At 54.2% G+C, this 24,555-nt stretch carries 25 protein-coding genes; 21 read left to right on the forward strand and 4 right to left on the reverse strand.

The annotated features are described in order from the left end of the window. Window positions 1–38 precede the first annotated feature (38 nt). The 11 genes from JRC49_12610 to JRC49_12660 all read left to right on the forward strand — a co-directional run bounded on the left by JRC49_12610 (window position 39) and on the right by JRC49_12660 (window position 11,062). Window positions 39–2,075: an FAD-binding protein gene (locus JRC49_12610; GenBank protein QTE70626.1), complete on the forward strand. Its 2,037-nt coding sequence runs from the start codon at window positions 39–41 to the stop codon at window positions 2,073–2,075. Between the two features lie 215 nt (window positions 2,076–2,290). Next, on the forward strand, window positions 2,291–2,665 hold the full coding sequence (locus JRC49_12615) for an alpha/beta hydrolase fold domain-containing protein (protein QTE70627.1): 375 nt from the start codon (window positions 2,291–2,293) through the stop codon (window positions 2,663–2,665). Beyond that, window positions 2,666–3,067, forward strand: a complete 402-nt coding sequence (locus tag JRC49_12620; protein QTE70628.1) for a prolyl oligopeptidase family serine peptidase — start codon at window positions 2,666–2,668, stop codon at window positions 3,065–3,067. A gap of 18 nt (window positions 3,068–3,085) precedes the next feature. After that, on the forward strand, window positions 3,086–3,853 hold the full coding sequence (locus tag JRC49_12625) for an SGNH/GDSL hydrolase family protein (protein QTE70629.1): 768 nt from the start codon (window positions 3,086–3,088) through the stop codon (window positions 3,851–3,853). 48 nt (window positions 3,854–3,901) lie between these two features. Then, the gene (locus tag JRC49_12630; GenBank protein ID QTE70630.1) at window positions 3,902–5,113 is read left to right on the forward strand and encodes an FMN-binding protein; all 1,212 of its coding nucleotides are present in this window, start codon (window positions 3,902–3,904) and stop codon (window positions 5,111–5,113) included. A 175-nt stretch (window positions 5,114–5,288) separates the two neighbouring features. Next, window positions 5,289–6,074, forward strand: coding sequence for an inositol monophosphatase (locus JRC49_12635; protein ID QTE70631.1), 786 nt, complete (start codon window positions 5,289–5,291; stop codon window positions 6,072–6,074). A 434-nt stretch (window positions 6,075–6,508) separates the two neighbouring features. Continuing rightward, window positions 6,509–7,372, forward strand: coding sequence for a YdcF family protein (locus JRC49_12640; GenBank protein QTE70632.1), 864 nt, complete (start codon window positions 6,509–6,511; stop codon window positions 7,370–7,372). Between the two features lie 121 nt (window positions 7,373–7,493). After that, window positions 7,494–8,723 (forward strand): aminopeptidase P N-terminal domain-containing protein, encoded by a 1,230-nt coding sequence (locus tag JRC49_12645; protein QTE70633.1) that lies wholly within the window; start codon window positions 7,494–7,496, stop codon window positions 8,721–8,723. 51 nt (window positions 8,724–8,774) lie between these two features. Then, the gene (locus JRC49_12650; protein QTE70634.1) at window positions 8,775–9,230 is read left to right on the forward strand and encodes a low molecular weight phosphotyrosine protein phosphatase; all 456 of its coding nucleotides are present in this window, start codon (window positions 8,775–8,777) and stop codon (window positions 9,228–9,230) included. A gap of 76 nt (window positions 9,231–9,306) precedes the next feature. Beyond that, window positions 9,307–10,131, forward strand: coding sequence for a tetratricopeptide repeat protein (locus tag JRC49_12655; protein ID QTE70635.1), 825 nt, complete (start codon window positions 9,307–9,309; stop codon window positions 10,129–10,131). Further along, window positions 10,118–11,062 (forward strand): DUF4037 domain-containing protein, encoded by a 945-nt coding sequence (locus tag JRC49_12660; GenBank protein QTE70636.1) that lies wholly within the window; start codon window positions 10,118–10,120, stop codon window positions 11,060–11,062. The genes JRC49_12655 and JRC49_12660 overlap by 14 nt, the downstream gene beginning before the upstream one ends. 286 nt (window positions 11,063–11,348) lie before the next feature. On the opposite strand, the gene JRC49_12665 is transcribed toward JRC49_12660, so the two are convergent. Further along, on the reverse strand, window positions 11,349–11,990 hold the full coding sequence (locus JRC49_12665) for an HAD family hydrolase (GenBank protein ID QTE70637.1): 642 nt from the start codon (window positions 11,988–11,990) through the stop codon (window positions 11,349–11,351). Between the two features lie 126 nt (window positions 11,991–12,116). Here JRC49_12665 and JRC49_12670 point away from each other — a divergent pair, with 126 nt between their 5' ends. From JRC49_12670 to gdhA, 8 genes are all read left to right on the forward strand, one after another. Further along, on the forward strand, window positions 12,117–13,010 hold the full coding sequence (locus tag JRC49_12670) for an NAD(P)/FAD-dependent oxidoreductase (GenBank protein QTE70638.1): 894 nt from the start codon (window positions 12,117–12,119) through the stop codon (window positions 13,008–13,010). 13 nt (window positions 13,011–13,023) lie between these two features. After that, window positions 13,024–13,338 (forward strand): thioredoxin, encoded by a 315-nt coding sequence (gene trxA / locus JRC49_12675; protein ID QTE70639.1) that lies wholly within the window; start codon window positions 13,024–13,026, stop codon window positions 13,336–13,338. Window positions 13,339–13,352: 14 nt separating this feature from the next. Continuing rightward, entirely contained in the window at window positions 13,353–13,814 is a 462-nt protein-coding gene (locus JRC49_12680; GenBank protein QTE70640.1) for a winged helix-turn-helix transcriptional regulator, read from the forward strand. 17 nt (window positions 13,815–13,831) lie between these two features. Then, window positions 13,832–14,608, forward strand: a complete 777-nt coding sequence (locus JRC49_12685; protein QTE70641.1) for a transporter substrate-binding domain-containing protein — start codon at window positions 13,832–13,834, stop codon at window positions 14,606–14,608. A gap of 26 nt (window positions 14,609–14,634) precedes the next feature. Beyond that, window positions 14,635–15,309 (forward strand): amino acid ABC transporter permease, encoded by a 675-nt coding sequence (locus JRC49_12690; GenBank protein ID QTE70642.1) that lies wholly within the window; start codon window positions 14,635–14,637, stop codon window positions 15,307–15,309. Next, entirely contained in the window at window positions 15,309–16,046 is a 738-nt protein-coding gene (locus JRC49_12695) for an amino acid ABC transporter ATP-binding protein (GenBank protein QTE72878.1), read from the forward strand. The genes JRC49_12690 and JRC49_12695 overlap by 1 nt, the downstream gene beginning before the upstream one ends. Before the next feature lie 75 nt (window positions 16,047–16,121). Next, window positions 16,122–17,819, forward strand: coding sequence for a CotH kinase family protein (locus JRC49_12700; protein ID QTE70643.1), 1,698 nt, complete (start codon window positions 16,122–16,124; stop codon window positions 17,817–17,819). A gap of 165 nt (window positions 17,820–17,984) precedes the next feature. Further along, window positions 17,985–19,319, forward strand: a complete 1,335-nt coding sequence (gdhA, locus tag JRC49_12705) for an NADP-specific glutamate dehydrogenase (GenBank protein ID QTE70644.1) — start codon at window positions 17,985–17,987, stop codon at window positions 19,317–19,319. Between the two features lie 218 nt (window positions 19,320–19,537). Here the strand turns inward: gdhA and JRC49_12710 are convergent, their stop codons facing one another. The 3 genes from JRC49_12710 to JRC49_12720 form a co-directional block, all read right to left on the reverse strand. Beyond that, the gene (locus JRC49_12710) at window positions 19,538–19,765 is read right to left on the reverse strand and encodes a hypothetical protein (GenBank protein ID QTE70645.1); all 228 of its coding nucleotides are present in this window, start codon (window positions 19,763–19,765) and stop codon (window positions 19,538–19,540) included. Between the two features lie 202 nt (window positions 19,766–19,967). After that, entirely contained in the window at window positions 19,968–20,393 is a 426-nt protein-coding gene (locus tag JRC49_12715; protein QTE70646.1) for an ACT domain-containing protein, read from the reverse strand. A 199-nt stretch (window positions 20,394–20,592) separates the two neighbouring features. Further along, a complete protein-coding gene (locus tag JRC49_12720) occupies window positions 20,593–21,897 on the reverse strand; it encodes a phenylacetate--CoA ligase (protein ID QTE70647.1) in 1,305 nt (434 codons plus the stop codon). Window positions 21,898–22,432: 535 nt separating this feature from the next. Here JRC49_12720 and JRC49_12725 point away from each other — a divergent pair. Both JRC49_12725 and JRC49_12730 read left to right on the forward strand, forming a co-directional pair. Continuing rightward, entirely contained in the window at window positions 22,433–23,296 is an 864-nt protein-coding gene (locus JRC49_12725) for a DegV family protein (protein ID QTE70648.1), read from the forward strand. A gap of 331 nt (window positions 23,297–23,627) precedes the next feature. Beyond that, window positions 23,628–24,497, forward strand: coding sequence for a prohibitin family protein (locus JRC49_12730; GenBank protein ID QTE70649.1), 870 nt, complete (start codon window positions 23,628–23,630; stop codon window positions 24,495–24,497). Window positions 24,498–24,555: the final 58 nt, after the last annotated feature.

The following is a 24,555-nucleotide window of genomic DNA, read 5'->3' on the forward strand; positions in this document are numbered from 1 at the left end:
GCCAGATGTGTGGCTATACAAGGAAGGAGTCTTTTGCCATGGAAAAAAACATTTCCCGCCGTTCATTCCTGAAGGGCGCTGCCATTGGTGCCGCAGGGCTGACTGTTGCCAGCGCCGGACTGAACCTGCGTGACGCAAAGGCTGATGAAGAAATCGCGTGGGACGCGGAGTATGACGTAGTTGTGCTGGGTTACGGCGGAGCCGGTGCCAACGCTGCTGTTGCTGCTTTTGAGCAGGGCGCGAAAGTGCTGCTGGCTGAAAAAGCCCCCGAAGGCGCTGAAGGCGGAAACACCGCAGTTTCCGGTCAGTTCGTTATGGCTACCGATGATGCTGACGGACTGTATGAGTACCTGACCACCCTGATGGGCAAGTTCCAGAACTGGGATCCCGACGCTGTCCGCGCTTACTGCGAAGGCTGCGTTGAGAACTATGCCTGGATGACCGGCCCCATGGGCGGCGACGCTGCGATTATTTCTCCTACCGATCATCCCTCTGCCGGCATGGAAGCCACCAATAAGGACTGGAAATTCGCTGACGGCAGCGAAGGCAACCTGACCGACCCCTACAAGCTGGGCCGGACCGACTACTGGTACTACAACTGGGCAGAGTTCCCGGAAATCCCTGCCAGCAAGCACTGCCTGTGCCTGACCGCTACCGGTTCCCGCTTCGACCGCGGCTACTACAACCTGTGCCAGGAAGCTGTGAAAGCCCGTCCGATCGACGTGTGGTTCTCTGCTCCCGGCAAGAAGCTGATTACCGATGCTGACGACGCCGTGATCGGTGTGATCATCAACAAGGACGGCACCGACATGAAGATCAAGGTCAACGGCGGCGTGGTTCTGGCCTGCGGCGGTTTCGAACACAACCAGGAAATGGTTTCCAGCTATCTGCAGATGCCCTATGTTCATCAGCAGGGCGGTCTGTACAACGACGGCGACGGCATCAAGATGGCGCTGGGCGCCGGTGCCGACCTGTGGCACATGTCCAACTCCGCCGGCTTCACCTGGACCCACAAGCGCCCGCACTTGGACGCTGTGAGCCTGTTCAGCGGCCCCAACGCCAAGACCGGTATCTACGTCGGTCTGGGCGGCGACCGCTTCATGGATGAATCCGGTGCTACCCGCCACGGCCGTATCTACATCGGCGGCCGCTGGATCTCCACTCCCATGCCCCTGCCCGCCTACCTGGTACAGGATTCTGACCAGCTGGCAGCCGGCAATAAGCTGGTAAGCGCTTTCTCTGACGGATATGTTGACGAGCTGGCCACCGGTGAAGTCCTGATGGGCGAAACGCTGGAAGACCTGGCCGAAGCGATCCGGCAGTCCGAAGGCGGCAAGGATGCCCCCGACTTCAGCACCGAGCGTTTCGTGGCTGCGGTCAACGCCTACAACAAGCGTTATGATGCCGGTGAGGACGCCGACTACGGCCGTCCCTTCAGCACCATGGTGCCCGTCAAGAAGGGCCCCTTCTACGCCACCAAGATCGGCCCGACCTACTTCAACACCCAGGGCGGTCCCCGCAAGAACAAGTTCGGCCAGGTCATCAACACTGACGGACTGCCGATCGAAGGTCTGTTCGAAGCCGGTGAAATGGGCTCAATCTTCTGCGACATGTACAACGGCTCCGGCAACCTGGGCGAGACCATGGTCTTCGGCCGCATTTCCGGTACCAACGCCGCCAAGCGCGCCAAGGGCGAATTCAAGAGCGAAGAAACGCCTGTGACCACCTTCGTTGGTGAGATCTACGCGCCCGGCACTACCAGACCCGCCAGTGCTATCGCTGCGGCGTCCGCCGACGTTACCGGTACTTTCGCTGACGGCGAATACGAAGGCGAAGGCAACGGCATCAACGGCAAGATCAAGGTCAAGGTGATCATCAAGGACGGCAAGATCGACAACGTTGAGATCCTTGAGCATGCTGAAACTGAAGGCCTCGGCGGTGTGGCACTGCCTCAGTACGCGGCGCAGACCGTTGAAAAGCAGAGCCTGGACATCGATGTGGTTTCCGGTGTGACTGTTTCCATGAACGGCTACAAGGAAGCTGTCAACGACGCCCTTTCCAAGGCTGTCAAATGATCTGACAGGATCTTCTTCATAACCACCAAAGCGTATGGGGTTCCGCTGACGCGGAACCCCATACTGTTTTATGACCGGCTTTTTATTGCCCGCGGCAGCGCTGTGTGCTATGCTATAAAACAATCCGGTTGTACAGTTTTATACAGCTCTCCCGGACACTGAGCCGGGACGGAATAAACACAGATGAAAGTTTTCAGGCGGAGGCGAGAAGCAATATGCGGCATGAGGTTATTATCCTTCCCGGAACGGGAGCGGAACTTGAAATCTATCTGACGGATAACCGGGCGGTGGAACCGGAAAGAAGAAGGCCGATTGCGCTGATTTTTCCCGGCGGCGCCTATGCCTGGCGCAGCGACCGGGAAGCGGAGCCGGTGGCTCTGCGCCTGCTGTCCCTGGGGATCCAGGCGGCGGTAGTCCGGTATTCTGTGGCGCCGGCGCGTTATCGGAAAGCCCTGGAGGAAGCGGCAGAGGCTGTGGCTTATGCCCGGGCCCATGCGGAGGAATGGCTCTGTGATCCGCACAGGATCGCGGTGATGGGATTTTCCGCAGGCGGACACGTCGCGGCGCATATCGGCCTGAAATGGCATTAGATGCCGCAGGGAAAAAACTGCAGGCCGGACGCTATGATTCTTTCCTATCCGGTCATTACCTCCGGGGAATATGCCCACCGGGAATCCATCGAAAACCTTCTGGGGGATCAGTATGAGAACCTGAAGGAGGAAGTATCGCTGGAAAAGTTTGTGCGGGAGGATACGCCGCCGGTGTTCCTGTGGCATACCCGGGAGGATGGCTGTGTTCCTGTGGAGAACAGTCTTCTGCTGGCAGAAGCGATCTGCAGGAAGGGCGTTGATTTTGAACTGCACATCTGGCAGCACGGAGAACACGGTTTATCCCTGTCCAGCGACCAGGTTTATCCGGCAGGGGCGGAGAGCATCCGGCCTGAATGCCGGGAGTGGATTGAAATGGCGGCCCGCTGGCTGCGGGAAATATGATACCGGACGGAGAAAGATATGAACGAAATTCGCTGGTGCGCCATCGGGGACTCCTTCACATACCTGAATGACCACCTGGATGAAACAGGATACAGGGTGACTAAAGGCTATCTTTCCAGGATCGGGGAGAAGATTCCGGAACTGAAGCTGAACAATATCGGGATCAACGGATCCACATTCCGGGACTGGATTGACCAGCCGATTCCGGAAGCGGATCTCTATACAGTCCTGTTGGGAACCAACGACTGGCATCAGGGAATTCCTATGGGATCTGAAGCAGACTTCAGCGGCAGAACGGCCGGGACGATCCTGGGGAACCTTGGAATCCTGCTGGATCATATCCGGAAAGCGACGCCGGAAGCCTGTATTGTTGTGGGCAATCCGGTGGAACGCACGGATTTTGTATATCTGTGGGATCCGGAAAATAACGCGCAGGGAAGCTACGCACCGGAGCAGGGACAGACACTGTCCTGCATTTCGGCAGCCATTCTGAAATGCTGCGGGCTGGAGGGAATTGCAACGGTCAACTGCCATGACCTTTCCGGCTTTACCCCGGAAAACGCGGTACGGTTCAAACGCGTCAGGCGCGGAGAACGGGTGGAGGATCTGCCTTATCCCGACTATACCGGGATCCCGTTTGCCCCAGGAGAGGATCCATATCCCTATCCGCCGGAAGCAGCGTGGATGACATACGATGGACTGCATCCGACCGATGAAGGCTGCGAAATCCTGGCGGACCTGTTTGCGGAACGGATCCGTGAGGCTGCCGGCGAGCTTGTGCTTTGAAAAGCCGAAGAAGCCATGGACCGAAAAGAACTATAACAGCAGCCAGAAATGACCGAAAGAACAGAAATTACCCTGGAGGAGCTGGCAGATCTGCCGGAAGGCACGCGCCTCCTGATTGATACCCGGGATGAAATCTCCATGTCCTACGGAACGATTCCCGGCGCAAAGCATATTCCGGATCTGCTGGAACAGGCGGAACGCGGCACCCTGCCGAAGGACCGGAGCCTGTTCAGCGGCCCCAACGCCGGCAGCGGTATCTACGTCGGCCTGGGCGGCGACCGTTTCATGAATGAATCTGGAGCAACCCGTCACGGCCGTATCTACATCGGCGGCCGCTGGATCTCCACTCCCATGCCCCTGCCCGCCTACCTGGTACAGGATTCTGACCAGCTGGCAGCCGGCAATAAGCTGGTAAGCGCTTTCTCTGACGGATATGTTGACGAGCTGGCCACCGGTGAAGTCCTGATGGGCGAAACGCTGGAAGACCTGGCCGAAGCGATCCGGCAGTCCGAAGGCGGCAAGGATGCCCCCGACTTCAGCACCGAGCGTTTCGTGGCTGCGGTCAACGCCTACAACAAGCGTTATGATGCCGGTGAGGACGCCGACTACGGCCGTCCCTTCAGCACCATGGTGCCCGTCAAGAAGGGCCCCTTCTACGCCACCAAGATCGGCCCGACCTACTTCAACACCCAGGGCGGTCCCCGCAAGAACAAGTTCGGCCAGGTCATCAACACTGACGGACTGCCGATCGAAGGTCTGTTCGAAGCCGGTGAAATGGGCTCTATCTTCTGCGACATGTACAACGGCTCCGGCAACCTGGGCGAGACCATGGTCTTCGGCCGCATTTCCGGTACCAACGCCGCCAAGCGCGCCAAGGGCGAATTCAAGAGCGAAGAAACCCCTGTGACCACCTTCGTTGGTGAGATCTACGCGCCCGGCACTACCAGACCCGCCAGTGCTATCGCTGCGGCGTCCGCCGACGTTACCGGTACTTTCGCTGACGGCGAATACGAAGGCGAAGGCAACGGCATCAACGGCAAGATCAAGGTTAAGGTCATCATCAAGGACGGCAAGATCGACAATGTTGAAATCCTTGAGCATGCTGAGACCGAAGGCCTCGGCGGTGTTGCGCTCCCGCAGTATGCTGCCCAGACTGTTGAAAAGCAGAGCCTGGACATCGACGTGGTTTCCGGCGTGACCGTTTCCATGAACGGCTACAAGGAAGCTGTCAACGACGCCCTGTCCAAGGCCGTAAAGTGATTTTGACAGGATCTTCTTCATAACCAGGGTTAAGGGGTTCCGCTTCGGCGGAACCCCGATTTTTATACCGACCGGAAAGCGTCCGGGTCGAATGATTGTTGTTCGAGATACCTATCTGTGATATGCTGATCAAGCAGGTAATAAGGAAGAATCAGGAAAGACCGGAGGAGAAATTGTGAAGAACAGGCTGATACAGATCGCACAGGAAGCGGGTGCCTTTTTCCGGCGGGATGCGCTGACAGACGTGGTCAGCAAGGAAGGCCACGCAAATTATGTGACAAACATCGACTGCAAGGTTCAGGAGTTTCTGGAGAAAGAGCTTCTGCAGCTGCTGCCCGGTTCTGAGTTTATCGGGGAGGAGAAAGAAAACCAGGCCCTGACGGACGTGCCGACATGGATTGTGGATCCGCTGGACGGCACGACCAATATGATCCATGATTACCGCATGTCAGCAGTATCCATTGCGTTGTGCCGGAACAAAAAGCCAGTGATCGGCGTGATCTGGCAGCCCTTTACGCAGGAACTGTTCTATGCTGAAGAAGGAGCGGGGGTATTCCTCAATGACCGCCCGATCCATGTGTCTGATACGCCTTTCCGGAATGCGTTGGTTGCTTTCGGAACGGCGCCTTATTATGAGGAACTGGAAGATATCGGCATGAAGCTGGCAAGTGAATATCTCCATCAATGCGCGGATATCCGCAGGAGCGGCTCAGCCGCGCTGGACCTGGCATACCTGGCCTGCGGACGGCATGATATATTCTTTGAACTGCGGCTGAAACCCTGGGATTATGCCGCGGGCAGCCTGATCGTACAGGAAGCGGGCGGACTGGTACAGATGCCGCTGGCAGGCGGAGAAATGGATTACGACCTTTCCACGTCTATCCTTTCAGCCAATCCCCTGTGCATGCCGATGGCTTTGGAAGTATTCCGCAAAACCGTACCGCACCTGGGACAGAAGTAAATTTCCGGAAACGGTTCGGTGAAATCCAGTATTGGTTTTTGAAAAGGAACAGGAAAAAGGATATACCATAAAAAATCGGCTGATGATTCAGCCGGCTTTTTGTTGCCCGTGAGGAGTTCAATATGATATCCTATAAAATGATCGGGAAATTGATGCCATACTCTATCGAAAAAGAATAACTGTTCTTTACGAAAAGACAAAAGATCCGGGAAGGATTTGTCAGATATGGCTGATCAGGATTCCTTTCAGAGAAGAAGGTTATTTGCGTGAATGTAGCTGCAACACTCGGGTTTTCTCTTGTATGCTGGGGAGTATTTCTCTACCTGTTCCATAAAGACCGGAGCAGATACCGGAACTGTTATGTCCTGACGTTTGCTATCCTTTCTTTGTTCCCTTTGATTATATGTATCTCGGGGAACAACTGGCAGGAGCCTATGATTGTGATCATAATGGCTTTCCTGCTGAGTATTCTGATTGTTCCTTTTTTCCTGATTTATAACGGATTTGTGATGATGCGGAAAGAAGGCAGGCATCTTTCCCAGCTGCTTTCCCTGGGCCTCGGAATTGCTATCCTGGCGGGTGAAGCCATCCTGGCGGCAGGTGTACTATACTATGCCTACGTCGGAAACAAAACGCCTTTTCTGATTCAACGCACTATATGGCCGGTGCTGGGTGCTGTTTTCTGCATGACCGTCATTTACGGATCAGTATCTTTCCTGATTTTCATGATTTATACGCTGTTCCTTCAGATCATCCCCCGGAAAAAAGACTTCGATTATGTGATTATCCACGGTTCAGGCCTGCTGGAAGGGGACAGGGTTCCGAAACTGCTGCAGGATCGCCTGGATAAGGCGATTGAGGTATACAGGCAGGATCCGACACCGCCCAAACTGATTCCTTCCGGCGGACAGGGCTCTGATGAAAGCATTCCGGAAGCGGAAGCAATGAAACGGTATCTGCTTTCGAAGGGCATCCCGGAGGAGGACATTCTACCGGAAGAGCGGTCCACAACAACTCTTGAAAACCTGCGCTATTCCCAGGAAATCATCAACAGTTTTCCCGGAAGAAAGTATACGGCACTCGTCTCCAGCAATTACCATGTGTACAGGGCTCTCCGGTACTGCCGTGAGATCTGCCTGAAGTGTACCGGCATCGGCAGTCATGTGACTTTCTATTACTGGCCGAACGCCATGATCCGGGAATACATTGCGATCCACGCCGAAAAGAAGCATCTGATCCTGTTTGTCCTGGGATGGCTCTGCTGTTTGGCCTTACTGCTGGCGATGATTTACATATGATCAAAATCCTGTTTGTCCGCCACGTCAGCACTGACTGAAGGGATAACGGGACATGCTCGCAGGCAATAACAAACTATTATCTCGTGAAGTTTTGCGGAATCAAAGAAAGGATAAAAACATCATGTCATTTGCAGAACACAGGGAAAGACTGTATCAGTCTCTCCCGGAAAACACCCTGGTGATTGCCTATGCCGGCGTTCCCATCCATACCAACGAGGATGAATATCATGATTTCGTGGTCAACAGCCAGTACTTCTACCTGACAGGGCTGGAGCGGGAGAACACAGCGTTCCTGGCCTATAAGACGGCGGAAAAGACACGGGAGTTCCTGTTCATTGAGGAACCGGATCCGCTTTCTGAACGGTGGACCGGAAAGATGCCCACTGTGGAGGAAGCCTGGACAATCTCCGGAATCGAGGACGTACGCTATACGGACAGCCTGGAAGGCGCGATCAGCAGCTTTATGGGGCGGTTCCGTGTGGAACAGGCGTACTTCGACCTGTACCGCTGCCAGATGAACGATCTGCCGGATTACAACCTGGTAATGGCGGAACGATTCAGGCAGGCCTATCCACATGTAATCCTGAAGGATCTGCATACGGCTTGCGTGCCGCTCAGGGAACAGAAGGATGCGCAGGAGGTGGAAAGCATCCGCAAAGCGGTGGACATTACCCGCCAGGGATTGGAATATGTGATGAAAAACCTGAAACCGGGTATGATGGAATATCAGGTACAGGCGGACTTTGAGTATACATGCAGGCGGCTGGGCGCAAAGCGCCAGGCATTTCCCACGATCGCCGGTTCGGGCATTAACGGATGCATGATGCACTACGAGACAAACCACTGTGAAGTGAAGGATGGCTCACTGGTCCTGCTAGACCTGGGCGTAAAATACGAAAACTACTGCAGCGATATTACGAGGACCTATCCGGCTAACGGAAAGTTCAGCCCGAGACAGCGCGAGATCTATGAGCTGGTCCTTAAAGCGAATGAGGCGGTTGCTGCGGCCGCGAAGCCTGGTATGACCATAAAAGACCTGAACGATGTCGCAAGTCGGACCCTCGGGGAAGGTCTGATTGCCCTGGGGATGATCCAGGATGTCTCTGAGGTGAATAAATACTACATGCACAGCGTGAGCCACCCCATCGGGATCGATGTGCACGACATCTCCCTGGCCGGAGATGTGCTTGCGCCTGGCTGGGTGATCAGCAATGAGCCGGGGCTGTACATCGATGAAGAAGCGATCGGTATCCGAATCGAGGATGATCTCCTGATTACTGAGGACGGGTGCGAAGCCCTTTCGAAGGATATCATTAAAGATCCTGATGAGATCGAAGCATTTATGGCATAAAACGGTGCATAATATCAAACACCGGCAAGTGATGAAAGGTTTTTCGAAAGAATGATCAAAGTGCTTTTTATCTGCCATGGCAACATTTGTCGAAGCGCCGCGGCGGAGATGGTGATGAAGCAAATGGCGCGGGAGCAGGGGAGGAAAGACCTGCAGATTGCTTCCGCGGCGGCAACGCGGGAAGAGATTGGAAACGACATCTATCCGCCGATGAAAAAAGCCCTGGCTGCGGCCGGATACCAGTGTGAACGGCATGCGGCCAGGCAGACCACACGGGCAGAATATTCACAGTGGGACTATATCGTCGGAATGGACGATGAGAACATGTGGGATATGCGGCATATCTACGGCGGAGACCCGGAAGGAAAGCTGTCCATGCTGCTGGACTGGGCGGGAGAGCCCGGACAGGAGATTGACGATCCCTGGTACACACGGGACTTTAGCGGCGTGCTGAAGCAGATTGAAGAAGGAGTGGCCGGAATGATGCGGAGCATCAGATCAAATTAAGAATTAAGAATTCAGAATTAAGAATTAATACTTCTTTACATACGGGATGATACAGGAGAGGAGGTTGTGGATCGGGATGAATCTGAATAGGGAAGATTATGTGGATCCGAGATGCGTGCTGTGCGGAAAACCGGGCGAAGAGGAAAGTGTGCAGCCGGTGCCTGTGGGAAGGATCATGGATAAGCTCCGGGAATACGAAGACCGGAATGACTGGCCTGCCGTGGAACGCCATCTGAAATACTGGCTGGCGGAAGCGGAGGCAAACCGGGACGAACGGGGCCAGCTGATGCTGCATAACGAACTGATGGGCTATTACCGGAAGCAGGGGAAACAGGAACCGGCATTCCGGAACGCGGAGCAGGCGACGGCCCTGGTGGAAAAGCTGGGCATGCAGGACACGGTGACAGCCGGGACAACCTGGGTGAACGCGGGCACAGTGCGGGAGGCCTTTGGGGATCCCGCCGGCGGACTGGCGTACTTTGAACGGGCCAGGGTCAACTATGAAAAGAACCTGCCGGCAAACGACGGAAGGCTGGGCGGCCTGTACAACAACATGGCGCTGTCCCTGGCAGTCTGCGGACAGTATGACGAAGCCATGGAGATGTTCCGCAAGGCCATCAGCGTGATGAAAACCCAGGAGCACGGCGAACTGGAACAGGCAATTACCTGGCTGAACATGGCAGATGCGGCGGAAGCAAAGCTGGGGGCGGAAAACGCGGAGGCAACTGTGGAGGAATACCTGGACAAGGCGGAGGAACTGCTGAACACCCGAAGCCTGCCGCAGAACGGATACTATGCCTTTGTGTGTGAGAAATGTGCGCCGGTATTCGGGCACTACGGCTGGTTCGCAACGGAAGCGGAACTGAGAAGGAGAGCGGAAGAGATCAATGACAGGTCTTGAGCTTTCACGAGCCTACTGGGAGACGTACGGGGTGCCGATGATCCGGGAACAGTTTCCGGAATATGAGGAAATCGCTGCCGCGGCACTGACCGGAAGCGGTTCGGAGTGTTACGGGTTTGATGACGAGATTTCCCAGGATCATGATTATGAACCGGGCTTCTGCCTGTTTATTCCCGGAGAGGAGATCGTGGACCGGCGGACAGCGTTCCTGTTGGAGCGCGCGTACGCAAAGCTGCCGGCGGAATTCGAAGGATACCGGCGGCAGAAGCTGCAGCCGGTGGGCGGACAGCGGCACGGGGTATTCCGGATTGATGAATATTTTACGGAAAAAATCGGATGTCCGGCAGAGCAGCTGACAACGGAACAGTGGCTCCGGCTGCCGGAATACGCACTGGCGGAGGCGGTAAACGGCGAGGTGTTCCGGGATCAGGCAGGACTGCTGACGGACTGCCGGAACATCCTGAAGAATATGCCGGAGGATACTCGCCGGAAGCGGCTGGCCGGACGGCTGCTGCTGATGGCCCAGAGCGGGCAGTATAATTATCAGCGGTGCCTGAAGCACGGGGAAACCGGAGCGGCACAGCTGGCAGTCGGCGAGTTTGTGAAAAATACCCTGTCCGCAGTATTCCTGCTGAACAGGGCGTATATGCCGTATTACAAATGGAGCTTCCGGGCACTGAAGGCGCTGCCGGGAGGCGAGGACCTGGGCAGAAGCCTGGAGTGGCTGCTGACCACGGATAACGGGGAAGGCCTTGCGGAGGATAAGTATTTCTGTATGGAGGGAATCGCCTCCCAGGTGATCGAACTGCTGCAGGAACAGGGCCTGACGGAGGCAACCTGCGGAGACCTGGAAAAGCATGCGTATTCTGTCAATGACGGAATCAAGGACGGGGAAGTCAGGAACTTGCATATACTATACTGCGTAGAGTAATGAATTATAATGAATACTTAAGACTTTGCGATCGCTGCTGCCAAAACCCTGTTCGCAAACGCTCCAGACCTTTGACAGCTGTAGCATGGGAGTCATTAGCCATGCTGAAGCACGGATGACGCCTCAATAACTGAAGAATGAACAATGGTGGAAAAAACTCCTGCGACATCGCAGGAGTTTTCTTGATAATATGTGCCCTTCGGGCATAGAAAGGGATTTCTCGACGCCGCCTGCGGCGTTGCTCGAAATGACAACGATGGTCAGTTAAAGGAATGCTAAAAAAGGTTTACTTAAGCAGTTTTTTGAGAGCAGCGGGGAGTTCGGTTAAGGCATTGATGATGCCGTCGGGGTTTTCGGATTTACCGAAGCCGTATGCGGCGTGGATGAAGGGGATGCCGGCCTGGATGGAAGCTTCCTGGTCTTTTTTGGTGTCCCCGATATAGATGCCTTTTTTGTATCCGTTGCGCTCCATGACGAGACGGATGTTCTCGCCCTTGGTGAGGCCGGTGCGTTCCCATTCCTCATAATCGAGGAAGAGATCGCCGGCACCGGAAGAAGCGAGGAAAGCATCGATATAACCCCGCTGGCAGTTACTGACCACGGCCAGCTGATAGCCTTCAGCTTTCAGGCCTTCCATGGTGGCACGGAAATCCGGATAGAGGGTGCCGCAATGGGAATGGAGATACTCCACCTCATAAACGCAGCAGATATCAAAGATTTCATCCCGGCGGGGAATTTCCCGGTCGGCATAAAGCGTCTGGCCGATTTCCTTCATGGTCATGCCCATGACGCTGTGAATATCGTCATTTGTAAGCAGGGGCAGTCCGGGGCATTCCCGCTGGAAGACTTCGTTCCAGGCTTCGGCAACAGGCGCGGCAGAATCCCAGAGAGTTCCATCGAGATCAAACAGCAGCAGGGTATCCTTCATAATGTTTCCTCCTTAAAAGGATGGAGACATTATAGCACAAATTCACAATTCATAATTCATAATTATCTGCTGAATAAATATTTTATCAAATGTATTGACAAGATGAATATATTTGATAAAATATAAATGCAAAAAGGATTTCAAGGAGGGGACGCCGTGGAACGCTATGACATCGCCATTATCGGTACCGGGCCCGCAGGGGTTTCGGCAGCGCTGACGGCGAAAAACCGGAATAAAAGCATTCTGCTGCTGGGCAGCCGGCAGATGAGCGAAAAGGTAGCCAAGGCTCACGAAATCCGGAATTATCCGGGCCTGCCCTTTATAAAAGGAGAGGATCTGGCAGCCGCCTTCCGCAGCCAGCTGGAGCAGATGGAAATCCCTGTGACAGAGCAGAGGATCGGCGCCGTTTATGCCATGGGTGATTACTTCGCCCTGCAGGCCGGAGAGGAAATGCTGGAGGCCAGAACGGTGATCCTTGCCACAGGGGTAGTGATGGCGAAGACCCTGCCGGGAGAAGAACAATACCTGGGTCGGGGTGTGAGCTACTGTGCTACCTGCGATGCACCGCTGTACCGCGGACGAACCGCAATCGTGATTGGCTACAGTCCCCGGGAAGAAGCGGAAGCTGTTTTCCTGGCTGGTGTATGCAGCAAGGTGACGTATTTCCCGATGTACAAGGATGAGACGAATCTCCCGGAAAGCGTGGAGGTCATCCGGGAAACACCGGAGGAGATCCTGAAACAGGAGACAGGCCTGGCGATAAAGACCAGTGAAGGGGAATACGCCGCCGACGGGGTGTTCGTGCTGCGGGAGGCAGTGGCGCCGTCACAGCTGGTGCCCGGACTGGAAACAGACGGAGCGCATGTGAAGGTAAACCGGCGGATGGAAACCAATCTCCCGGGACTGTTTGCCTGCGGAGACCTGACCGGAACGCCTTACCAGTATGTGAAGGCGGCGGGTGAAGGAAATGTTGCCGCCATCAGCGCGGCAGCCTATATCGATAAGAAAGCAAAAGAATAAGGAGGATAAAACAATGGTTAAGAAGGTTAATACTGAAGAGTTCCAGAACGAAGCGATGAAGGCACCCGTGGCTGTGGTGGATTTCAACGCAACCTGGTGCGGACCCTGCCGGATGCTGGCACCGGTACTGGAAGACATTTCCGAAAAGTATGCCGACAAGGTCAGTTTCTACAGCGTGGACGTGGATGAAAGTCCGATGCTTGCGATGCAGTACCAGGTGAATTCCGTACCCTGCCTCGTGCTGCTGAAGAACGGAGAGTTTGTTGACCAGAGCATCGGCTTCCGTCCGGAACCGCAGCTGACTGCGTGGATCGACGGTAATCTTTGATGGAGGAAACAGCCATGAGCGATCAGAACAGGAAGCAGCCAGGGGATGAATATCCCCAGCTGAGGCTGGACAGCCAGCTCTGTTTTCCGCTGTATGCCTGTGCCCGGAAGGTGACCAACGCTTACGGCCCGCTGCTTAAACCGCTGGGTCTGACTTATACACAGTACATCGTGATGCTGGCACTGTGGGAAACCGGCAAGGAGAAAGTCGGGGAACTGTGCAGCCGCCTGTATCTGGACTGCGGTACGATGACCCCGATGCTCAAGAAGATGGAAGAGAGCGGTCTGCTGACCCGGTGTCGCTGCAAGGTGGATGAACGCTGCGTGTATGTGGAATTGACCGAAAAGGGCTGGGCACTGCAGGAACAGGTGAAGGACATTCCTGCAAAAATCGGAGGATGCATCACTCTTCCACAGGAAGAGACATTCGAACTGTACCGGTTGCTGCATAAGCTGCTGGACAATATAGAAGAATAATGAAGGAGAAAACGAAAATGAAGAAGCTGGCTGCAGTACTGATGGCACTGCTCATGCTGACTGCTTCCGCTGCGATGGCGGAAACTGCCCTGGAGGAAATCCAGGCAAGGGGAACCCTGACGATTGCCATGGAAGGTGCCTGGCAACCCTGGACCTACCACGATGAAAGCGGCGCACTGACCGGCTTTGACGTGGAAGTCGGCGCCCTGATTGCCGAAGGCCTGGGTGTAACCCCGGATTACAAGGAAACCGCATGGGACGGCATTCTGGCCGGTGTGGATTCCGGACGCTTTGACATTGCCTGCAACGGTGTGGGTTATACGGAAAAACGGGCGGAAAGCTATAACTTCAGTACCCCTTACGTTTATACAGAAATGGTGCTGGTAGTCAGGGCGGACAATGAGGATATCAAATCCCTGGACGATCTGAAAGGAAAGAAGACTGCAAATTCCCCGAACTCCACTTATGCCATGCGTTCTGAAGCAGCCGGTGCCGAGGTGGTCTATGTGGACACCCTGGGTGAAACCATGGAAATGCTGCAGCAGGGCCGCGTGGAAGCTACGCTGAACGCGAAGGATTCCGTGGATGCCTATCTGGCGGAACATCCGGAAGCACAGATCAAGGTTGTGCTGAGCGTTGCCGGTGAACCGGTGGCGATCCCCATGCAGAAGGGCGAACGGACCGAAACCCTGATGGAGGAGATCAACCGGATCCTGGAAGAGGCACGGCAGAACGGAAAGCTGGCGGAACTGAGCAACAAGTATTTCGGCCGGGACCTGACAAAGGAAGAATAATCATACGCCGATACAGGTGATAATCAATGACTGAAAGACTTTGGGGCATTCTGACGGATTCCTTTCCGAAAATGCTGGAATACGGAATCAAGGTGACCATTCCGCTGACCATCCTGTCTTTTGCACTTGCACTGACAGTGGCGCTGGGCGTGGCCCTGATTCAGTATGCCAGGGTGAAGGGAATCCGCCAGCTCTGCCGGTTTTACATCTGGATTACCCGCGGCACACCGCTGCTGGTGCAGCTTTATATTGTTTTCTACGGACTGCCCAAGATCGGTATTGTGCTGGACGCGTTCCCGTCGGCGGTTATTGTCCTGGGACTGAATGAAGCCGCATACATGGCTGAAACGATCCGCGGGACCCTGGAAAGCGTGAGCGCAGGCCAGCTGGAAGCCGGCTACTGCGTGGGAATGAGCTGGCCGAAGATTATGTGGCATGTGGTGCTGCCCCAGGCAATGCGGACCGCCTTCCCGGCTTTGTCCAACTCTATGATTGCCATGCTGAAGGAAACATCCATGGCAGCGACGATCACGGTCATGGAACTTTTCCGTCAGGCACAGGTGATTAACGGGCGGGTTTATGAGCCGCTGGCGCTTTACATTGAAGCAGCGTTGATTTACCTGATCTTCTGCACGATCCTGACCTGGCTGCAGCACCGTGGAGAGAAAAAGCTCGGCAGCTATGGAGGTGTCCGCGCATGATGCTGGAAATCAGAGATGTGAAGAAAAGCTTCGGCGGACTGACGGTACTTGACGGTATCAGCCTGGACGTGGAGAAAGGCGACGTGGTGGCCATTCTCGGCCCCAGCGGCTCAGGAAAGACTACTTTCCTGCGCTGCCTGAATTATCTGGAAACCGCGGACAGCGGGAGCATGACGTTTGACGGGGAAAAGTTTGACCTGCACAGCACGGGAAAAAGGGATATAGCCCGGCTGAGAAGGAAAACGGCCTTTGTTTTCCAGAATTACAATCTGTTCCTGAATAAGACGGTGCTGCAGAATGTGACGCTGGGCCTGACCTCCGGAATGGGAATGGATAAGAAGAAAGCAGAGGCTGTTGCCCTGGAAATGCTGGAAAAGGTGGGCATGGCGGATAAACTGCAGAATTATCCCAACCAGCTTTCCGGCGGACAGCAGCAGCGGGTGGCGATTGCCCGTGCAATGGCGACGAATCCCGAAATCATCTACTTTGATGAGCCGACCAGCGCGCTGGATCCTGAACTGATCGGCGAGGTGTTGGCTGTGATGCGGAAACTGGCGGAGGACGGGATGACGATGCTGGTGGTCACCCACGAAATGGATTTCGCCCGGAATGTGTCCAACAAGGTCATGTTTATGGAAGGCGGGAAGGTTGTGGAAACCGCTCCGTCAAAACAATTCTTTGAAAACCCGGAGGAAGAACGGGTGAAAGAGTTTATAAGGAAAATACAGAATCTATGATTCTGTATTTTCTTTTAGTGAAGGATGAATAATGATATAATGTCCAGGCAGGAAGCAGCAGGAAGGAATGAAGGTATGGAGAATACCATCGGAAAGATTGTCAGGATCGCCGCGACGGGGATCCTGTTTCTGCTGCTCTTTACCGGAACCGCTTTTGCTGTGCGGGAAAGAACGCTGACAGCGAGCTGTCCGTCTGTGAGCGGTGAAAAGGTGACGGCCCGGTGGAAGCGGGGAGAGATGACGCTTTTCCTGCCGGGATGCTGGGACCTGACAAAGATATCGCTGGAACTGGAAGGCTCGGAAACCATCCTGCTGGGTGACGATCGAACAGAGGTGCCGGCAGGGCAGGAAAGCGACCTGTCCGGGCTGAACGGACAGAAGATCCAGGTGCTGGACGGCGGCGGTGAAAACCGCGGCATGCTGACCATCATGCAGGGATCGGATATTCCCGCGCTGCTGCTTCGGGTTGACGGAGAAAAACTCAAAAAAGTTAACAACAGCAAGGAAAACGTGATCACAGAAGGTCATGCCGCCTATATAGAGGCAGATGGAACGGTCACCTATGATGGTACGCTGGAACAGCTGAAGGGCCGGGGAAACAACTCATTCCGTTACAACAAGAAGCCGTATCAGATCAAACTGGGTGAAAAGGTATCCCTCAGCGGTATGGGAAAAGGGAAAACCTGGGTGCTGCTTGCCAACTGGGTGGACGTCAGCCTGCTGAGGAACCAGATTGTGCTGGATATGAGCCGGGAAATCGGCCTGAAGAATGCTGTGGACTGCGTCCAGGCAGACGTGTGGATCAACGGAAACTACCAGGGGCTTTATCTGATCACGGAAAAGATCCAGATCGGCGGGGACAGGATTGACATTGCCAACCTGGAAAAAGCGACGGAAAAGGTTAACAGCGAACCGTTCAACGCCGGGCCAATCATCACGGAAAAGTCATCCGCGTATTCGCTGATCCGGAGTTATCCGGACGTAAAGGATCCGGAGGATATTACCGGCGGATACATCCTGACCATCGAAAAAAAGGCCAGGATGAAGGACTACGTGCTGGCAGGGTTCCGGACAAAGGAAGAGCTGAGCATCCGGATCAAGGAGCCGACTTATCCCAGCCGGGGGCAGGCGGAATACCTGTTTGCGCGGATTACAGAAATGCATAAGGCACTCCTGGCAAAGGACGGGATTGAACCCGAAACAGGCAGGTCCTATGAGGAATATCTGGATATGACCTCTTTTGCCCAGCGGTTCCTGATTGAGGAATGGACCAAGAACTACGACTTTATCGGCGGAAGCCAGTTCCTGTACAAGGATTCGGACCTGAATGATCCGCTGATTTACGCGGGGCCTTCCTGGGACTATGACCTGTGCTTCGGCAATATGAACGACAGGGGATACCATCCGACAGGAAAGTACCTGACGGCATACAGGAGAAACGGCAATCTGTACTGGCTGCTGTACAACCATGAAGCTTTCAGGCAGAAGGTCGGGGAGATCTGGGAGAAGACCTTCCGCTCCGCGGCTGCGGTGCTGCTGGGCGAGAATGAGGCAGAAACGGCAGGAGGAATCCGTTCCCTGGATGAGTACGCGGAGCGGATCGACGCTTCAGTGAAGATGAACTATACCAGGTGGAGCGTCAGCCGGGACGCGACAGGCCCCGGGTCCGGGGAGAGCTTTGAGAGAGCGGTGGCCTACCTGAAGAAGTGGATTGCTGAACGCACGGCCTGGATGGATGCGGAGTACATGCCTTCAGCGGAAAAGGCTGAATGACAAAAAAACAGGATTAATACGGAAAACGGCCTTCCGGCGCATTGACAAAGGCGCCGGGCAGGCATACACTTTCTCCCGTAAAGGCAAGGGCGTCTTTAACAGTGTGTGTTAAAGGCGCTTTGTTCTATCAGAACATAAGCAAAACCAAAGGAGGTTTCGATTCACATGTCTTACGTTGATGAGGTCATTGAACGCGTTGTCCGGGAAAATCCTAACGAGCCCGAATTCCATCAGGCTGCCAAGGAAGTGCTGAACTCCCTGCGCCCCGTGGTGGATGCCAATGAAGAAAAGTTCCGCAAGGACGCCCTGCTGGAGCGTCTGGTCAACCCGGAACGGCAGCTGAAGTTCCGCGTGCCGTGGGTGGATGACAAGGGACAGGTTCAGGTGAACACCGGCTACCGTGTGCAGTACAGCAGCGCCATCGGACCCTACAAGGGAGGCATTCGTCTGCATCCGTCCGTAAACCTGGGCATCATCAAATTCCTGGGCTTCGAACAGATTTTCAAGAATTCCCTGACCGGCCTGCCCATCGGCGGCGGCAAGGGCGGCAGCGACTTTGACCCCAAGGGTAAGAGCGATCGCGAAGTGATGGCTTTCTGCCAGAGCTTCATGACCGAACTGTGCAAGTACATCGGTGCTGACACTGACGTACCCGCCGGTGATATCGGAACCGGTGCCCGTGAAATCGGTTATATGTTTGGACAGTACAAGCGGATCCGCGGCGTATACGAAGGTGTGCTGACCGGTAAGGGACTGAGCTACGGCGGCTCCCTGGCCCGGAAAGAAGCGACCGGCTACGGCCTGCTGTACATCACCCAGGAAATGCTGAAGAGCAAGGGTGACAGCCTGCAGGGCAAGACCGTGATCGTGTCCGGTGCCGGCAACGTGGCGACCTACGCCATCGAAAAGGCTTATCAGCTGGGCGGCAAGCCCGTGACCTGCTCTGACTCCACCGGCTGGGTGTACGATGCCGAAGGTATCGACCTGGCTGCCCTGAAGGAGATCAAGGAAGTCAAGCGTGCCCGCCTGAGCGAGTACAAGAACTATCGTCCCAACGCCGAGTATCATGAAGGCCGCGGCGTCTGGTCCGTGAAGGCTGACATTGCTCTGCCCTGCGCGACCCAGAACGAACTGAATCTGGATGATGCCAAGGCCCTGGTTGCCAACGGCGTGAAGGTTGTTGCTGAAGGCGCGAACATGCCCACCACCCAGGAAGCGACCGATTACCTGCAGGCAAACGGCGTGGTCTTCCTGCCCGGCAAGGCTGCCAACGCCGGCGGCGTGGCCACCTCCGCTCTGGAAATGTCCCAGAACAGCGAGCGCCTGAGCTGGTCCTTCGAAGAAGTTGACCAGAAGCTGCAGGGCATCATGGCGAACATCTTCCACAACATCGACAATGCTGCCAAGAAGTACGGCTTCGAAGGCAACTACGTGGTCGGCGCGAACATCGCCGGTTTCGAAAAGGTTGTCGACGCGATGAACGCTCAGGGAATTGTCTAATTAATACAAAAAAAGAATGGTGCATAAAGCACCATTCTTTTTTATGTAATGAATACTGAAAAATGAAAATTTAAGACTTAAAAATGGTGGAGAGAACAGCTTCCGGAGCGGAAGCTGTTCTTTTGAATTGAAAAAGCCTGCCGAAGGCAGGCAAGTGATGAGTTGAGAGTTAATAGTTAAGTGTAAAAGAGCCGCCCCGAAGGGCGGCTGCTTTTCACTTAACTATTCTGCCAGGCCTTAACCTTGTCAGCGGCGAGACGCTTGATGGTCTCTTCCGGATAGGGGGACTCAGTTCCGCCGTAACCATACAGGAAGAACTTGCCGCCCTGGGTCTTGTACAGGGACTCTTCATAGCCCTTGGGATCGCCGAATACGCCGAAAACTTTCTTCTGGATCAGTTCGGAAGCGTCGGTATCGTACTCGATCTTGCAGATAACCTTCTTCATATGCCTCTTCCTTTCGCGCTGTGCGCCTGATACTGAAAATGTGTTTCGCGGATCCTTCCGCCAAAAGATACTATATCACATAAGGAATTCAGCTACAATGGACGGCAAGTGGCAAAAGAAAACCAAAAGAGGCAAATTCCCATGAATTGGGAGTTTGTATGGGCGAAATAGTGCAAAAACTGTAAAGTTTGAAACCGGGTTTTCAGATTTCCAGGTTTTCATCGGAGAGGGTGCGGATGCCGTTGGCATTCAGCAGTTCTTCCGCAGTTTTTACATCATTGACCCGGATTACCACATAGGCTTCTTCAGGACCAGAACCGGTGAAGGCGTACATATATTCAATATTGATGTTCGCCTCATTCAGAGCGGTAAGGATGGGATAGAGGGCGCCGCTGCGGTCATTCATCAGGGCGGCCACCACTTCTGTTTTGGAGAAGAGGTACTTGTCGCCCAGCACCTTGCAGGCGGTGTCGGTATCGGAAACAATGATGCGGAGAATGCCGAAGTCATTGGCTTCTGCAATGCTCATGGCACGGATATTGATGCCCGCATCGGAAAGGGCCTGGATGGCTTCGATCAGAGCGCCGGGCTGGTTCATCAGAAAGACGGATAATTGCGTAATAGCCATAATTACCTCCAATTCAGAATTCATAATTCATAATTCAGAATTATTATATGGTCCCATTCCTGAGTGAAAAGAAAGAGGTTGAAGGAACGTGTCCGCGGGAGGAGATTCTTCGACTCCGCCTACGGCTTCGCTCAGGATGACATTTGGGAATGATGAATGAGAAATATAGCATTGGTTTATGTGGCTATATCTTATTATATCAGTGGAGTTTGCGTTTGTCGATGACGCGGACGGCTTTACCTTCGCTGCGGGTAATGGTCTTGGGGGCAACCAGGTGGATCTTGGGTCCGATACCAAGCATTGTGCGCATGGCGGACTCAAGCCCCTTCTCCATCTTCTGGATCTGGCCCATCAGGTCGGAGAACTGGTCCGGACTGACTTCAACATAGACATCGAAGGTATCAGTGTTCCGTTCACGGTCGAGGACGATCTGATAGTTGGGCGTATAGCCTTCGTTGAGTAGGACGGTTTCGATCTGGCTCGGGAAGACGTTGACGCCGCGGATGATCAGCATATCGTCACTGCGGCCCATGGGCTTGGCCATGCGGACATGGGTACGGCCGCAGGAGCAGGGCGTACGGTTCAGCACACAAAGGTCACGGGTACGGTAGCGGAGCAGCGGGAAGGCTTCCTTATCCAGCGCGGTGAAGACCAGCTCACCGACAGAACCTTCCGGCAGGACTTCGCCTGTATCGGGATCGATGATTTCAGCGTAGAAGTGGTCTTCATTGATGTGCATGCCCTTCTGCTCTTCACACTCGAAAGCCACCCCGGGGCCGCTGGTTTCAGTGAGACCGTAGATATCGTAGGCTTTGATACCCAGGCTCTTTTCGATTTCATGGCGCATCTCTTCAGTCCAGGGCTCCGCACCGAAGATGCCGGCTTTGAGCTTGTTATCTTCAGGCTTGAATCCCTGCTCTTTCAGGGATTCGCCGATGTAGGCGGCGTAGGAAGGCGTGCAGCAGATGATGGTGGATTCCAGGTCCATCATGAACTGGATCTGGCGCTCTGTGTTACCGGAAGACATGGGCAGGGTCAGGCAGCCTACCTTATGGGAACCGCCATGCAGGCCGGAACCGCCGGTGAAGAGGCCGTAGCCGTAGCAAACCTGTACCACGTCTTCTTCTGTGCCGCCGGCAGCGACGATCGCCCGGGCACAGCAGTCTTCCCACAGGTCGATATCGTGCTGGGTGTAGAAGGCGACAACACGCTTGCCGGTAGTACCGGAGGTGGAATGGATGCGGACACAGTCCTTCAGATCAGTGCCCAGCAGTCCATAGGGATATGTGTCCCGCAGGTCCGCCTTGCTGAGGAAGGGGAGCTTTTTGATGTCGTCCACGGTTTTGATGTCATCCGGTGTGAGGCCCTTTTCCTCCATCAGATGACGGTAATATGGAACATTATCCCAGACATGGTGGATTTGTTTGACAAGTTTCTCATTCTGGATTTCCAGGATTTTCTCTCTGGGTGCCGTTTCAATTTCCGGCTGGTAATATCTCTTCATAAGCGTTCACTCCTTTGTGATGTTGCAAAACTGTGTAGAGCGCATTAAGCCTTAAGGTATTAGTCAGCGATGGGTATCGGTCTGTGATCGCCGTTACCCATTTCTGCGGCGCCTTCGGCTTGCAGTAATGGACGGCTGTAGCATGGGAAGCGTTACGCAAATCGGAGATTTAGACGCATCCTCAACCGATGGAGCGGAACTATCAAGAAAGCCAGATAGTTTCCAGAAAAAAACCACCGCCTTTTTTCATCTCAAAAGGCGGTGGATTCAAAGCGCTCTGTGCGTCTGATTAATCCATCGCTGACTTGGTAAAGAAGAAGATAGCTGCGAATGATTTCATTGCTGAAATCTCCTTTCTGAAAAACGGATCTCATTACCGTTGCAATGACTATATGCCCGGAAGGGGAAGGTTGTCAACAGGCTCTTTTGTATTGTTGATGTTTTTACAATGGGTTGGTTGACATAAAATGGCACGAATGATATATTCTCACTGTCGCCGGCCTACCGGCCGGCAGTGTATAGCAGGAGGAAAAAAATGGCTGAGAATTATGTATTGTTTACAGATTCCGCTTGTGATATTCATCCGGACAAACTGGCGGAATGGAATGTAAAGATGCTTCCGCTGGCGTTCCTGTTTACAGATACAAACGTGGAACAGAAAGATCACGACGAACCGATCGGCGAGTTCTACAAGTCCATGCGCGCGGGACGGGTTGCCAAGACCTCCTGCGTCAATGAAGATGCGTTTGAAAACGCGTTCACTGAGATCCTTGAAGCTGGTCAGGATATCCTGTACCTGGGGTTGTCCGGCGGACTGAGCGTGACCCCTGACAATGCCAAGAAGGTTGCAGAAAGACTGGCAAAAAAGTATCCTGACAGGAAAATCGAAGCGATCGATTCTCTGTCCGCTTCCGCCGGCGAAGGCCTGTTTGTGTATCTGGCCGTGAAGAACCGGGACGCAGGTATGACGCTGGAAGAAAACGCGGAAGCGCTCCGGAAGGAGATTCCCCATGTGTGCCACTGGTTTACGGTGGAAGACCTGGTATACCTGAAGCGCGGCGGACGGGTCAGCGCAGCCACAGCTCTGCTGGGTACGGCACTGAATGTGAAGCCGGTGCTGCATGTGGACAATGAAGGCCACCTGATCAAGATGACCCAGGTGCACGGACGGAAAAAGTCCATCAAGACGCTGGCAGAGAAACTGGGCCAGACGATCCGGCCGGATTCCCCGATCTTCATTTCCAATGCTGACTGCCTGGAAGACGCAGAGATGCTGAAGGATATCATTAAGAACGAATGCGGCATGGATGTGACGCTGATTACCAGCATTGGTTCTGTAATCGGCGCCCACGCCGGTCCCGGAACCCTGGCACTGTTCTTTATGGGAAGCGAACGATAATAACAAACAACCTTCGGAATTATTCCGAAGGTTGTTTTAATGAATACTGAAAACTTAAGACTTTGTGATCGCCGTATTCCATTCCTGCGGCGCTTATGGCTTGCAGAAATGGACGGCTGTAACATGGCAGTTGTTACCCAAATCAAGATTTGGACAACTGCTCAATAACTTAAAAATAATATAGTTATTCTGCTTTTGAATGGAGAAATAACCCCTGGTAAATTGCGAAATACGATATTTACCGGGGACTTTCTTTCTGCTATTCTCTTTTCAGCCGGTAAACAGGACCGGCATTAAGCCCCGAAGAGGGGCATGAAAGGAACGAGAAACGATGAAAAAGGGACTGATTATTCTGATTGCCGCCATTGTGCTGGTGCTGCTGGTGGCGACAACGTGCACCGCGACGGTGCAGACGGGGTATACCGGTATTGTGACGACCTTCGGCAAGGTTGAAGACGTTACGCTGGAGGCGGGACTGCACTTCAAGAGCCCCTTCCAGAGAATTATTCCCATGGATAACCGTGAGCAGAAGAGCACCTTCAACACGGAAGCGTTCTCCAGTGACATCCAGCAGGTGCAGATTACCGGATCCATCAACTATGCGATCAACAAGAGCACGGCGATGAACCTGTTCAAGGAAGTCGGTACAGACTACTTCAACAAGCTGGTTTATCCCCGGATGCTGGAGATTACCAAGGGCGTGTTCAGCAAATACACCGCCGAGAACCTGGTGGCAAACCGCCAGAAGCTGAGCGAATCCATCCGTGAAGGCCTGGACAATGAACTGGATGAATACGGCATCAACGTGATCAGCGTGAGCATCGAGAACCTGGACTTCACCGACGCCTTTACCGATGCCGTTGAAGCCAAGCAGGTGGCTGCCCAGAAGAAGCTGCAGGCTGAAATTGAGCAGAACCAGATGACCATGGAAACCCAGCAGCAGGCAGAGCGGAAACGCATCAATGCTGAAGCGGAAGCCAATGTGGCGAAGATCAACGCGGACGCAGACGCTTATGCCCTGCAGGTGCGCAGCGAAGCCGAAGCTGAAGCAAACAAGAAGATTGCTGAATCCCTGACGGAAAACCTGATCCGCTTCAACGAGATCAAGAGCTGGGACGGCAAACTGCCCACCTATATGGCCGGACAGGGTGGAACCACAGTGCCGATCCTGAACATGGGCGGAACAGAAGCTGCTCAGTAATATACCCCAAAGAAACAGCGGGGAGCCGGAAGGCTCCCCGCTTTGTTTGCAATCAGGC

Source organism: Clostridiales bacterium FE2011 (genome assembly GCA_017569305.1).
Classification (GTDB): Bacteria; Bacillota; Clostridia; order Christensenellales; family Aristaeellaceae; genus Aristaeella.

Bases quoted from the DNA above. Each gene is read 5' to 3' on its own strand.
- JRC49_12610 (QTE70626.1), top strand. From the start codon at position 39: ATGGAAAAAAACATTTCCCGCCGTTCATTCCTGAAGGGCGCTGCCATT.
- JRC49_12615 (QTE70627.1), top strand. From the start codon at position 2,291: ATGCGGCATGAGGTTATTATCCTTCCCGGAACGGGAGCGGAACTTGAA.
- JRC49_12620 (QTE70628.1), top strand. From the start codon at position 2,666: ATGCCGCAGGGAAAAAACTGCAGGCCGGACGCTATGATTCTTTCCTAT.
- JRC49_12625 (QTE70629.1), top strand. From the start codon at position 3,086: ATGAACGAAATTCGCTGGTGCGCCATCGGGGACTCCTTCACATACCTG.
- JRC49_12630 (QTE70630.1), top strand. From the start codon at position 3,902: ATGACCGAAAGAACAGAAATTACCCTGGAGGAGCTGGCAGATCTGCCG.
- JRC49_12640 (QTE70632.1), top strand. From the start codon at position 6,509: ATGATTGTGATCATAATGGCTTTCCTGCTGAGTATTCTGATTGTTCCT.
- JRC49_12645 (QTE70633.1), top strand. From the start codon at position 7,494: ATGTCATTTGCAGAACACAGGGAAAGACTGTATCAGTCTCTCCCGGAA.
- JRC49_12650 (QTE70634.1), top strand. From the start codon at position 8,775: ATGATCAAAGTGCTTTTTATCTGCCATGGCAACATTTGTCGAAGCGCC.
- JRC49_12655 (QTE70635.1), top strand. From the start codon at position 9,307: ATGAATCTGAATAGGGAAGATTATGTGGATCCGAGATGCGTGCTGTGC.
- JRC49_12660 (QTE70636.1), top strand. From the start codon at position 10,118: ATGACAGGTCTTGAGCTTTCACGAGCCTACTGGGAGACGTACGGGGTG.
- JRC49_12665 (QTE70637.1), bottom strand. From the start codon at position 11,990: ATGAAGGATACCCTGCTGCTGTTTGATCTCGATGGAACTCTCTGGGAT.
- JRC49_12670 (QTE70638.1), top strand. From the start codon at position 12,117: ATGCAAAAAGGATTTCAAGGAGGGGACGCCGTGGAACGCTATGACATC.
- trxA (QTE70639.1), top strand. From the start codon at position 13,024: ATGGTTAAGAAGGTTAATACTGAAGAGTTCCAGAACGAAGCGATGAAG.
- JRC49_12680 (QTE70640.1), top strand. From the start codon at position 13,353: ATGAGCGATCAGAACAGGAAGCAGCCAGGGGATGAATATCCCCAGCTG.
- JRC49_12685 (QTE70641.1), top strand. From the start codon at position 13,832: ATGAAGAAGCTGGCTGCAGTACTGATGGCACTGCTCATGCTGACTGCT.
- JRC49_12690 (QTE70642.1), top strand. From the start codon at position 14,635: ATGACTGAAAGACTTTGGGGCATTCTGACGGATTCCTTTCCGAAAATG.
- JRC49_12695 (QTE72878.1), top strand. From the start codon at position 15,309: ATGCTGGAAATCAGAGATGTGAAGAAAAGCTTCGGCGGACTGACGGTA.
- JRC49_12700 (QTE70643.1), top strand. From the start codon at position 16,122: ATGGAGAATACCATCGGAAAGATTGTCAGGATCGCCGCGACGGGGATC.
- gdhA (QTE70644.1), top strand. From the start codon at position 17,985: ATGTCTTACGTTGATGAGGTCATTGAACGCGTTGTCCGGGAAAATCCT.
- JRC49_12710 (QTE70645.1), bottom strand. From the start codon at position 19,765: ATGAAGAAGGTTATCTGCAAGATCGAGTACGATACCGACGCTTCCGAA.
- JRC49_12715 (QTE70646.1), bottom strand. From the start codon at position 20,393: ATGGCTATTACGCAATTATCCGTCTTTCTGATGAACCAGCCCGGCGCT.
- JRC49_12720 (QTE70647.1), bottom strand. From the start codon at position 21,897: ATGAAGAGATATTACCAGCCGGAAATTGAAACGGCACCCAGAGAGAAA.
- JRC49_12725 (QTE70648.1), top strand. From the start codon at position 22,433: ATGGCTGAGAATTATGTATTGTTTACAGATTCCGCTTGTGATATTCAT.
- JRC49_12730 (QTE70649.1), top strand. From the start codon at position 23,628: ATGAAAAAGGGACTGATTATTCTGATTGCCGCCATTGTGCTGGTGCTG.